The sequence below is a fragment of the Streptomyces sp. NPDC060209 genome (assembly GCF_042728155.1).
Lineage (GTDB): Bacteria > Actinomycetota > Actinomycetes > Streptomycetales > Streptomycetaceae > Streptomyces.
The window spans coordinates 1-11,171 of record NZ_JBHWZS010000285.1; the positions used below are offsets into that span (position 1 = coordinate 1).

10 protein-coding genes are annotated in these 11,171 nt (G+C 69.9%); 1 reads left to right on the top strand and 9 read right to left on the bottom strand.

Annotated features, from left to right (window positions below):
• Positions 1–204: 204 nt before the first annotated feature.
• The 9 genes from ACFWFI_RS34740 to ACFWFI_RS34780 all read right to left on the bottom strand — a co-directional run bounded on the left by ACFWFI_RS34740 (position 205) and on the right by ACFWFI_RS34780 (position 10,431).
• Positions 205–1,122, bottom strand: coding sequence for a hypothetical protein (locus ACFWFI_RS34740; RefSeq protein ID WP_387398231.1), 918 nt, complete (start codon positions 1,120–1,122; stop codon positions 205–207).
• Between the two features lie 15 nt (positions 1,123–1,137).
• Complete coding sequence (locus ACFWFI_RS34745; protein WP_387398233.1) at positions 1,138–2,355, bottom strand: peptidase M23; 1,218 nt, start codon at positions 2,353–2,355, stop codon at positions 1,138–1,140.
• On the bottom strand, positions 2,355–3,131 hold the full coding sequence (locus ACFWFI_RS34750) for a hypothetical protein (protein WP_387398235.1): 777 nt from the start codon (positions 3,129–3,131) through the stop codon (positions 2,355–2,357). Before ACFWFI_RS34750 ends, ACFWFI_RS34745 begins: the two co-directional genes overlap by 1 nt.
• 3 nt (positions 3,132–3,134) lie before the next feature.
• Positions 3,135–5,201, bottom strand: a complete 2,067-nt coding sequence (locus ACFWFI_RS34755) for a hypothetical protein (protein ID WP_387398237.1) — start codon at positions 5,199–5,201, stop codon at positions 3,135–3,137.
• 2 nt (positions 5,202–5,203) lie between these two features.
• On the bottom strand, positions 5,204–5,827 hold the full coding sequence (locus ACFWFI_RS34760; RefSeq protein WP_387398240.1) for a hypothetical protein: 624 nt from the start codon (positions 5,825–5,827) through the stop codon (positions 5,204–5,206).
• The gene (locus ACFWFI_RS34765) at positions 5,824–8,382 is read right to left on the bottom strand and encodes an ATP-binding protein (RefSeq protein WP_387398243.1); all 2,559 of its coding nucleotides are present in this window, start codon (positions 8,380–8,382) and stop codon (positions 5,824–5,826) included. The genes ACFWFI_RS34760 and ACFWFI_RS34765 overlap by 4 nt, the downstream gene beginning before the upstream one ends.
• Positions 8,379–8,882: a hypothetical protein gene (locus tag ACFWFI_RS34770; protein ID WP_387398245.1), complete on the bottom strand. Its 504-nt coding sequence runs from the start codon at positions 8,880–8,882 to the stop codon at positions 8,379–8,381. The genes ACFWFI_RS34765 and ACFWFI_RS34770 overlap by 4 nt, the downstream gene beginning before the upstream one ends.
• Positions 8,883–8,947: 65 nt before the next feature.
• Positions 8,948–9,211 (bottom strand): hypothetical protein, encoded by a 264-nt coding sequence (locus ACFWFI_RS34775; protein WP_359595623.1) that lies wholly within the window; start codon positions 9,209–9,211, stop codon positions 8,948–8,950.
• A gap of 83 nt (positions 9,212–9,294) precedes the next feature.
• Positions 9,295–10,431 (bottom strand): conjugal transfer protein, encoded by a 1,137-nt coding sequence (locus ACFWFI_RS34780; protein ID WP_387398247.1) that lies wholly within the window; start codon positions 10,429–10,431, stop codon positions 9,295–9,297.
• A gap of 211 nt (positions 10,432–10,642) precedes the next feature.
• Between ACFWFI_RS34780 and ACFWFI_RS34785 the strand changes: the two genes are divergently transcribed.
• Complete coding sequence (locus ACFWFI_RS34785) at positions 10,643–11,071, top strand: helix-turn-helix domain-containing protein (protein WP_387398249.1); 429 nt, start codon at positions 10,643–10,645, stop codon at positions 11,069–11,071.
• Positions 11,072–11,171: the final 100 nt, after the last annotated feature.

Consider the following 11,171-nt stretch of genomic DNA (forward strand, 5'->3'; position numbering starts at 1 on the left):
GCCGCAGGGCGGTGCGCGGCGTGCCGTGTGGCACCCTGGGCCACGCCCCGGAAGAAAGGGCCCGTCAGGGCCTCTTGAGGCCCTGCGCTGCGCCCTGCCGCGCCTTGCTGCGCCCCCTCGCTGCGCCCTGGCCCAGAACGCGCGAGACCCCCCTCCCCGTGTGTCGGGAGGGGGGTCTCGCGCGTTCGCGGTTGCGGTGCCCTGCTACGCCGCTGCGCCCCGTTCGAGGACGCGGATCACGGCCTGTGCGCGGCGCTTGTTCTCCGGGTGGTCCCCCAGGAGGACGAGCACCGGCTCGGCCGTCTCGCGGGCGTACTCGGGATCTTCCACGGCGAGGCGAATCCATGCCGCGTGCGCGTTGCTGATCACGCGCTGTGTCTCGTCCTCGGGGGCCCCTGCCTCGCGGCGGCGCTGCGCCGTCTGGACGAGGAGCTCCGTCGTCTCGGCCCAATCCTCTGTCTCCTCGACCCGGCGCACGGTGAACGCGGCCCTCGTCGTCAGCACGTTGACCGTGGGCGGTGCGAGGGGCCCGAAGGCGCCCGCGAGGGCGGTTTCGAGCTGGGCGGCGGCGACGATGGCCTCGACGAGCCGTCCCGCCTTCTCGTGGGCGACGAGCTCGGCCCAGGCCGATGCGTACTGCGGCGGGAGGGGCGCGGCCCACTCGGGCGGTACGGCGGCCGTGGCGCGGCCGGCATCCGGCGCGGCGGGCTGCTGTGCGGTGCGGGCCTGAGTGCCGACCGCCGCCCGCTGGGGTGCCGCTTGCGGGGCGAGGGTCACGACAGGCTCGGCCGCGGCCGGGGAGCTGGGGGCCGCGGGGGGCGCCTGCGCGGGCACGGGTGCCGGCGGCGTCGGGTGGGGGCGGTCGAGCGTCATCACGTCGCCGTTGACGTCCACGATCAGGGGCCAGGCCGCCCCGTCCGCCTCCTTGGCGAGCACGCGGACAGGGCGGCCGTGAAAGGCCGCCTTGATCCGGACCTCGGCGAGGGCGCGGACGCGGGCCTCGTTGGCGTCGAGGCCCGGCTCGGTGACCTCCTCACCGTTGACCGCGGCGACGCCGTTCGAGCTGACGGTGATGGTGTAGATCGGGGTTGCGGGAATCTGGTCGGGGTCAGTGATGGTCATTGGTCTTTCTCCGATCTATCCACCCTTGGGGAAATACGGTGGTGCCCAACCGACGTACGTAGAACCCCACTTGCTTTCAATGTCGGTGGCGGGTACGACGTCAATGTAACCCGGGCGGAGAATATCGTTGCTAGCGATTTTTCCGTCACCGAGATACACAGCAACATGACCCGCCCGCCCGCCGGTCTCCCAATACATCAAGGCACCGGGCGGAGGGTTTCGGTCCTTGTCGTGCTTCATGCTGGCCGGCATCTCGCGGTAGTGGTCGATGGCGTACGTCGTCCCGGAGAAACTCCAGCCGTACACCCGGGCAACGAACGCGAGGCAGGCGCGATACCAGTCCTTGCCGCCCGTCTTGGCCTCGTTCTCGGCCCACGCGATGGCGTCCGCGGTGCTGCGGGGGTTCTTCACGTTCGCGGGCCACGGGGCGTCACCGTCGTGGAAGGCGGCGCCGGGCTTGCCGGGGCGGTCGTTGGCGCTCTCGGGGTAGCACTCGGCGTTGGGGTCGTCGTCCTGGCCCGGGGTGGCGGTGGCGGTGTCGTCGCCCTGGCTCGGGGTCGCGTTGGCGTCGCCGCCTTTGCCGGGGCGGTCAAGGTCGACGCCTGCCTCTTTGGCGATCTGCCGGGCGGCGTCCTCCTGGCCGTCGTACAGCTCGGGGTGCGCGGACGCCTGCACCTTCTGTGCGGCCTGGCCGAGGCCCATCGTCTCCCATCCCTGTATGTCGGCCAGGCCGTGGATTCCGGCGGTGGTGTCGCGGTTGGCGCCGAAGAAGAACATGCCGGCCGCGTACTTGGGCTGCATGATCTGTGTCTTCGTGCCCCAACCCTGCGACGGCCGCTGTTGGAAGAGGCCGATCGAGTCGAGGTGGCCGTGATCGAGGTTGAGGAGGGTCGACTCCTGTAGGGCAGTCATCAGGCCGATGAGCGAGGCGCGTCCGGACAGGCCGCCGTCGGCGGCCACCTTGTCAATGATCTTGGCGTTCGCTATCTGGTTCTTCCGGATGTTGCCGGTTGGCTGCTGGGCCTCTCCCCCGCCCTCGTCTCCGTAGTCGACGCCGGGTGTTCCGCGGTCGCCGCAGGAGTCGGCGAACGCCTTCCCGCCGATGCCGGCACCGAAGATGCCGACGACGAACAGGAAGATCACGAACACCACCGACGCTATGGCAGTGGCCTTGATCTTGAGTCCGGTCCCGGCGAAACGGCCCACGGTCCGGACGGCATCGCGTCCGTCCACTACAGCCCCAAGATTCGGGAGACGTGCCACCCGTCGCCGTCGCCGTTGGTCAACTCGACCTGTAGCACGGTGGTTTCGCTGTAGTCCTCGTACCCCTCGACGTCCACCTTCGCCGTGGTCTTCCGCCAGACACGAACGGGAGTGTCCACGGGCAGGTCATTGCCGGCGGGCTCGACCTTGACCGTGCTCACGGTGGCAACTCCGCCGCGGCTGACGAGCTTTGCCCATCCCGGGTCGGTGTGCCCGGCGAGGTTCTCGACGAGGGCCGGGGTCATGTACGGCTCGGCCCGGAGGACGCTCGCCGTGTGGTCGCCGTCCTTGGGCGGGTTGCGGGTGAGGTAGATCCGTACGGCCTCCTCGGCGACGTGGTCCGGCTTGCTGAGGTCGACGGCCGCCGAGGAGCTCGGCGACGGCGAGGAGCTGCTCGGCGTCGTCGAGGGCTCCTCGTCCTGGGCGCCGGGGGTAGGGCTCGCGGTGGCCGTGACGTGGTCGCCCTTGTGGCCCTCGCCGAGGAGGCTCGGCCACAGGAAGCGGGCCCCGACGCCGAGGCCCAGGATCACCAACACGATGACCAGGGCCCCGGCCGGGCGGATCGGATCGCGGCGACGTTCCTCTCGAACCCATTCCTTGGTGCGGCGTCGGACGTCCTCGCGGTGCTCGCGCTTGGCCTCGCGGCGTCCGCGGCGGCCCTTCGTCTTCTTGACCTCCTCCGGGTAGGAGTACGAGGCGAGGATCTCCCGCCACTCCTCCGGGGTCGGTTCGTCGTTCTTCGCCATGGCTTACCCCCGTCGGCCGGTGTTCCTGGGCGCCGGGACTGCCGGGGCCGCTGTGCGGCGTGCCGGCGCGGTGGCGCGGGGCGGCGGCTGCGTGCTCCCGGTCGGCCGCGGTGGCGGGCCGTTGGGCGTGCTGCGGATAACCGTCGCCTGAATGATCTTTGGCTCGCCCGTCCGCGAGGGCGGCGGGGCCTGCCGGAAGGCGTAGTTCGGGGCCCCGCCGTTCTCCGGGCGCATGACTGGTGTCGGCCCCGGCCCGACGGCTGGACGCGTGGCTCCTGCCCCTGCGGCCCCCGCTGCGGCCGTGGTGCCCTCCCTGCCTCCGGGCAGTGCGGGGCGCGGCCTCGACGGCTGCGGGGGCAGGGTGGCGCGGGCCTTGCCGCTGACGTCGGAACGCTCGCGGTCGAGCGTGATTACCGGGCCGTCCGAGCGTCCGCCGGCACTGCCGGGCGGGAGTGCCGGGCCCGCCCCTGCACCGGCAGTTGCCGGGAGTGGGCGAGGTGCCGGCGCGGGTGGCCGGTGGCGCGGTACGCGGGTGAGGATGACGCCCGAGTCGTCGGCCGCGCCGCCGCCTCCGCCGCCGGGGAGCTGCGGCAGGTCGTCGCCGCCGCCCCCGCCGCCCCCGCCGCCGCCTCGGCGACGTCCGCGGCCGGGCACGGTGCGCACGGGCTGGTGGTCGAAGTCGCCGCCGCGGCGGCGGCTGCGGCCTCCGCCGCCTCCTCGGTTCATCATCTTGGCGAGGGCGAGGCCGCCGAGCATCCCGGAAGTGGTGCCGCGGACGCCGAAGATTTGGGCGACCACGGCCCGGAAGTTCATCCCGACGATGGCGGCGGCGATGCTCAGGCCGCTGGTGGGGAGCCACCCGTACGTGCCGAACATCTGCGTCGTGGCGGCCTGTAGGGATAGGACCGCGCCGAGGACCATCGTTGCGATCATGCTTTCGAGGGTTCGCGCGAGAACCTGATCGAACCAGGCGAGGCCCCACTCGCGGGGGCGGCCGGGGATGACCCAGAGGCACGCGAAGATGACGCCCGTCAACAGGAGCATGAGGGCGCCGAGGAGGCTCGCCAGTGAGGTGAAGGCGAGCATCAGGATTAGGGCCGCGAACAGGATGATGGAGATTAGGGCGGGGATGGTGACCATGATCCGGCCGACGGGGCTATGCCCCTGACGCCATTTCACGGAGCCGCTTCCGACTGCATCGTCATCGACGGTGTCTTGCAACCATTCCTTGCGCTTGTCCTTGTCGGTGCCCTTGTCCAACAGGTCTTTGCCGTACTTCTCGCAGACCTCGAAAGAGCCGAATTCAGCGACACACCACGGGGTGGCCACATATGCGCGCCACACGGCGTCACTCGATTTACGGAGTGCGTCATCCCGACCGTTGCCGCTAAATTTCGGCTTATGGTCGAGCTTGAACGGGAAGTCGCCCGACCCGTCGCCGAGGCCCTGCGCCGTGGCGTTCATGGTGACGCTCGACCCGACCTGACGGGCGCTGTCGATACCGCCGACCCAGGTCTGAGGGCTGGTCAGGAGCGAGACCGAGACGACACCGGAGATCAGCACCCAGGCGATTTGCGACAGGCCCCCGCCCCCGCCGCCCTTCTTGTGCTGGACGAACGCCACCAGGCCGCCGACGGCGAGCGCGCTCGGGAGGAGCGTTACGGTAAGGCCCTTGGCGGCCCCGCCGATGCTCTTTGTGATGGCGTCCTCAAGTTCCGGGATCGTGGTCAGTTGGAAAATCCACTGCACGATCACAATGCACGCCGTACCGAGTACGGCGATCAGACCCATGCAGATATCTGCGATGGCCTCGGCCATCGGGTCGAGGATGTCCCACTTACCGAAATCGGAATCGAGCTGCCACAGAGACGGATTGCTGTACGTCTCATAGAGAGTGCCCTCCCCGTCGGGCACCTTGTTATCGGGCGACGGCATGAGGTCGCCGATTCCCGTTGGGTCGATATCCGCGGCGTGCGCCTGCCCGGCGAACACCATCAACGTGGTGAAGGCGAACAGGAGCGGAATCAACACGGTCCGCAGCCGCGGCAACTTGTAGTAGTAGACGAGCACTGTTACCCCCCTGACAGGGCGGCGCGGACCGGCGAACCGTGCCCCATGTCGCCCTCTTGTACGTCCTCGTGCTGGTCGACGAGCCAGGCCCCGCCCTGCTGGACCAGGCGCAGCGCGCGGCGCGTGGTGGTGGCGTCCTTGCCGGGCCACTTCACGGTGTAGGTGACGAGCACGCCGTACCCGGCCGGGTGGTCCTCGACCGCCGAGACCTCGACGACGTCCGAGGCCGAGACGGGGCCGGTGTCGGCGCGGTCCGGCCCGGTGGGCGTGCGGGACGCGATGGGCTCGGGTGTCGAGCCGTCGGCGTACGTCGGCGGGGAGAACGACGGCGAGGGGCTCGACTCGCTGGGGTCGGGCGTGGGCTCGTCCACGGTGAGCCTGTCGGCGCACTCCTCGACCGTGCCGCCGCGCAGCCGCGAGGAGCTGAGGCCGCAAGCGGCCTTCCAGTCGTCGCGGTTGGCGGCCTCCTGGTAGCGCTTGGCCACCTTCACGAGCGCGTCGTCCTTGGGGGCCTGTTGCCCGCCGGCACTGGGGTTGCTGTCCTTGCCGCCGTCGCCGTCCGAGGAGCAACCGGCAAGGGTGAGGATGCCGGCGGCCAGTACGGCGGCCGTCGTCTTGCGCATCATGCGTCCACCTTTTCCATGCTCACGGGGTCGTCGTCGGCGGACTGGTCGGCCGCCTTGGGTGAGGTGTCGAGGAGCTTCAAAAGTTCGTCGCTCGGTACGTCCCACTGGACGGTGGCGCAGGAGAACCGGCGGTCACGGATCACGCAATGGCCGTGCCGGATCTCGCCATCGGGCAGGAGGCCGACGGACTGAATCAGGGCGCGGGTGTGGGCGTCCTTGGGCAGGCTGAGGAGCTCGGCCAGGGCGTTCTGTTGCTCGCGGGTGGTGAGCTGGAAGCCCGCCACCGTCGTGAGCTGTTCGAGGACGCCGACCATGGAGACGAGCGACTCGGGGTCCTGTGTGTCCAGGAGGAGCGACGTCGCAAGGGCGCGGCCCACTCGGGCGATGTACTGCAAGAAGGACGAGCCTTCCCGCGTCGCCGTGAGGACGTGGACCTCGGGGACGGCCACCACTTTGCGCAGGCCGCGCAGGTCTCGGCGACCTGCGGTGGTGACGCCGAACGCCAACATCGAGTGCATGAGGGCGACACTCAGGCGCTTCATGGGGGTCCAGTCCCGGCGGCCCTCCTCGGGCTGCGGCAGGGACAGGCCCGGCATCTGCACGACGAAGATCCCCGGTTCGGGGCTGATGGGCGCCCCGGCGCCGGTCGGGCGGCCCATGAACGGCGCACCCAAGGCGTTCTGCGCGAGTTCGTAGAGGGCCTCGCCCGCCTTGCGGCCGAGGTCGTCGTCCATGTGCCGCAGGTACTCGATCACCTTCCAGGTGGCGGGCTCGCCCTGGGCGATGACCTCGTTCACCGCGCGGGTGATCGGTGTCTCGGCCCCGGCCTCGCGCAGCCACTCGGGGATGGCAACGGAGAGTTGCGCCGGCACTTCACCGCGGGCGACGTCGACACCCTCGGACGCCAGGAGCGTGAACAGGTCGACGGCCCCGGCGAACTTGGGGCCGGTCTCGACGAGGTGAGCGTTCAGGCCGTAGCGGCGGGCCGCGGTGACCAGGCCGCCAAGGTCGCCTTTGAAGTCGAGCGCGAGGGCGTAGGAGCCGCGGAACCCGGCGTCGAGGAGCGAGAGCATCATCGCCGTGGTTTTGCCTCGCCCGGACCGGCCGACGAACGCGGTCGTCGTCGCGTCGCCGCGGTCCGATCCGGCCGTCACATCGTTGCGGAACGTGCCGGGCGTGCTGCCGGTGAGGTAGCCGACGATGGGGCCGCGGTCGTCGCCGACCTTGGCGCCGCCCCACCACCAGGAGCCGGACAGGGCGGTGACGTCGCGGACGTGGCCGAGGTCGGGCACGCGCAGTTGGTCGCCCGGCTGCATTTCGAGCCAGAGCTCGCGTTGCTCCTCCTCGCCGACGGTGACCTCGATCCCGAACCCGCCATAGTGCGTGATCACCGCGTCAATGCGGGCCCGGAGGTCTTCGAGGGAGGTCTCACTCGTCACGACGAGCCGGGGGTGATCCTCGACGAGGGTCACGTCCTCACGCCGCATGTCGCGGGTGAGCTCGGCCATGACGTCCTCGGTCTCCTCGATGTCCCGGCCGGGGTCCTCGGCGGACCCCTTCGAGGCGCTGCGGCGCTGTTCCTTTGCCAACCGGCGGGCCTCGTCAACCTTCTTGAGGGCGTCCCGCTTGGGCATCACGCGGAACCGTACGGACGCCTCGGGGCTGACGGGCTGGATGAGCGCGCCCGGGTCGAGGTCCGGGTCGAGGCTCTCCTCGTCCACGTCCGGCACGTAGTTGATCTCGGAGAGGACGCGCAGCCACTCACCGTTTCCCGGGCTCTCCATCTGCTCGGGGAACCCGGACATGGTCAGCACCGACACCCAGGCCGTCACGTCGCCGTGTCCGTCGACCACCCGCAGGTGGTCGGGGTGGGGCAGGATGCGCCCGCGCGTCAGGGCGGCGAGCTTGGCGCCCGTGATGACCCCGGCACGCGGGGCGGGGAGGGGCGTTCCGCGGTGCTGCTCGCGGCTGATCATCCATGCGAGCATCTCGACGGATGCCGGCTGCGCCTTCCACGGGGAGGACTCCAGTCGTCGGCCGAGGCGGCGCATCTGGGCATCGAGGCGGGCGAGTTCACGGGAACCGACGGTCGAGGAGTTGAGGCCGAGGCCGCCCTCGACGCCTCGGCGGCCGAGCTTCTGCGCCTGCCCGGTGCGCTCGGTGAGGCGCACGCCGAGGAGGAGGTGACGCGAGGGCAGGGCGATTTGTTCGAGGCGGCCGACGCGGATCTGTGCCCACTCCTGCCAGTCCCCGGCGGTGAACATCTCGGCGGCCTCGGCGGCGTAGTCCTCGGCGTGCAGCGGAGACCACAGCACCCGAAGGTGGCAGTCATGCCCGGCGAGGGTGCGCGCGAGGGCCGAGTTCGCGGCGTCGAGCTCGCCGTCCCTCGCTGTCTCGGACATGAGGTCAGTGTTCGAGGAGGCGAGGACGTACCACGCTTCCGTGTGGCTGTCGGTGATGACGAGACCATCGGCCAGGGCGACGTACTGCGGCGGCATCGCCGAGCGGTCACCGCCCACCCCGAGGAACGTCCCGACCTTCTGTAGAACCTTCACGACGTGTTCCCCCTGTACTGCTGCATTGCCTTGCGGCCGTACGCCTTGCCGACGGCGTCAGGGCCGTACAGGCGAGGGCGTGCGGAGAGTCGGACCGGGGCGCCGGCACCGGGCGGGACGGACTCCTCGGCGCCGAGCCACCGCTCGACGAGCGGCCCGAGAGGCGACTCGGCGAGGAGCTCGGCCTTACCGGCCCACCGGGCGCGGCGGCTGATCCACTCGCTTCGGGTGGCGGCGCGACGCCCGGCGCTGATGATCGGCCGGTGTCCGAGGACGAGGTACCGAACCCCGATGCTCCACCGGGTGATGTTCCATCGGCGCTCGACTATCCGTGATCGCTGCGTTCCGTAGACGACGGTGATCAACGGCGGCAGGAAGTAGAGCGTAAACGTGATCTTGGACGGGAAGCCGAACAGGAGCAACAGGGCGCCGGTCCACAGTGCATAGAGCACGAGCCCTAGGACGAGGGCGCGGCGCGGCGCCCCCTCCCCCAAGTCCATGCCGAGCAACTCGTGTTGCTTGGTCTCAAGGTCAAAATGCCTGGTGTACGTGTGCCCTACGCGCATCAGGCGGACCCCGAGACCTTGCCCCACACGCCCGTAAGGAAGCCCTGTACGGCGTCGGGGGCCCAGATGACCGCGCCGACGAACACGGCGGCCACCGCGAGGGTGACCATCTCTCCCCACTCCTTTTTCAGGAAGTGCCCGAGGGCCCTCACCGCGAGGAACGCGGCGAACAGGTTCCCCACCACAACCAAGATCCAGTCTTTGAGCTCCGCCCCGGTGGTGAGTGGCGCGGCGAGCTCGACGAGGCGGTGCACAGGTTCCACGGGTTCCCCCTTGTACGTGAATGGGCAGGCTAGCCAGGAGTTATGACGGGTGCTCATGATTTATGAGCTGGGGACATGACGGGTCAGGCCGACCCGCCGAGGACGTCGTCGACCTGCCAACGGTGGGCGTCCGAGCTCGACACCTGCGTGATGGTCACGCGGTAGACCTGCTCGACCGAGGCCCCGCCGAGGGACCAGGAGACGCGGGCGGTGCCGGTGCGGCTGTCGCCGCTTCCGGCGTCTGCGGACCAGGAGACGAGCCCCTTGTACTCGACCCCGGCCGGGAGCGCCGGCACGTTCGAGCCCGGCGCCGTGACGGCCTCGGTGTCGCCCGCGGCGTACGCCTTAAAGAACTTGTCGACGGCGCTCTCGGTCTGCTGGCTCAGTTCCGGGTCTGTCTGTGTTGTGGGCGTGTCCGGCGCCTTGGGCCCGTGCTTGGGGATGCCGACGAGGCCCGGCCGCCCTGTGACGACGATCTGTCCGGCGGACTCGGCAACCGGCACGTCGAGGCCGACCCATCGGGCCGCCTCCTGGGCCGGGGCCGTCGCCTTCTTCTTGTCCTTGGCGGCGTCGGCCTCGACCACGGGCCGGATCAGGACCTCGACCCGTACGCGCGCCTGGGCGTTCTTGGTCTTGGTCACGGCGCCCGGCTGGACGGCTAGCACGTCTTGGCGACCGTGCCCGTCCCATCCCATGGTGGCGTCGGAGTCCGGGGGCAGGACGGCCGCGAGGAGCTGCTCGCGCTCGGCGGCCTTGCTCTCGTCCCACCCGAGGTAGGCGCGGGCGAAGCGCGCGGCGACGGCCTGCGCCGCTTCGTCGGGGTAGGCCGCCTCGGTCTTCACGGTGGGCGCCTTGGGCGCCGCCGCCTTGGGCGGGATGAACCAGGCCCGCACTCCGGTGATGGCGGCCAGGACGACGACGAACCAGACCAGGCCGCGGCCGAGGCGCCTCAAGAACACGGCGCCCGACCGCTCGTCCTGCGGAGTCCACGGGGTGCCCGAGGAGGTTCTCGACGACGCGGGCCGGGCGCCGTTCGCCGCCTTGCCGGTGGCAGTCTGCTGCCGCAGCTCGGCGCCCGCGGACTCCCACGGATTCACCGGCCGTGGTGGCGCCGCCTCGGTCTGCCGGGGGACACCGGCCGTCGATTTCTCGCCGGTCCCGTCCTTGCCGGTTGGCTCCGGTAGGCCCATGACCTTCCGGGCGATGGTTCCAAACGACACCACTCCCCGTAACCTCCCCCGCAACTACGCCCACTTGGGCACATGTGGCCACTCAATGATCGACCATATGCCGGGTTCGATCACAGCGTCAAAGAAGTTGGTAACCACCCCCGGCAGGTTGTGCCTGGGCTGTGACACAGGCGTCCACGGAGGTGATCAAGGGCGCTAGAGTGCCGCCCCACACGGCCAAACGAGACGGGGGGCAAGACGGGTGCGCATACGCCGTGAGCGGCTGCGACACCTGCGCAGAAAGCGCGGGATGACGCAAAGTCAATTGGCTGCGGCCTTGGATTGTTCGCGGGCCGCGGTGTCTACCTGGGAAACAACGGGTCGACTCCCCCGCCCCGATCGGCTGCAACTTCTTGCGAACGTCCTCGGCGTGCCCGTTACCGAGTTGATCGAGGACGGCGAATCGCTTTCGCTGGTGTCACTCCGCCTTACCGCTGGATTGTTGGCAAAGGACGTTGCCCGCACACTAAAAGTGTCGAGTTCGACGTACTGCCATGTCGAGCGCGGTCGACAGAGAGTCCCGCCGCGCTGGTTTCCGATTCTCTCCAGAACCTTCGGAGTACCGGCAGAACTGTTCGGCTCGCTAAGGGAGCAGTCACCCGCCACGAATACGGACGGGGGCGCCGAGTGATCACTCGGCGCCCCCGTCCCTGTTTCTTAATAAACAGAAACGGGGGCCCCCGAAAAGTGTATACCCGCAAAACCCCCAGTGTCGTTAAAAAAAAAACAAG

Excerpts from the sequence above, each read along its gene's own strand:
- ACFWFI_RS34740 (WP_387398231.1), bottom strand. The coding sequence starts at position 1,122 with ATGACCATCACTGACCCCGACCAGATTCCCGCAACCCCGATCTACACC.
- ACFWFI_RS34750 (WP_387398235.1), bottom strand. The coding sequence starts at position 3,131 with ATGGCGAAGAACGACGAACCGACCCCGGAGGAGTGGCGGGAGATCCTC.
- ACFWFI_RS34760 (WP_387398240.1), bottom strand. The coding sequence starts at position 5,827 with ATGATGCGCAAGACGACGGCCGCCGTACTGGCCGCCGGCATCCTCACC.
- ACFWFI_RS34770 (WP_387398245.1), bottom strand. The coding sequence starts at position 8,882 with ATGGACTTGGGGGAGGGGGCGCCGCGCCGCGCCCTCGTCCTAGGGCTC.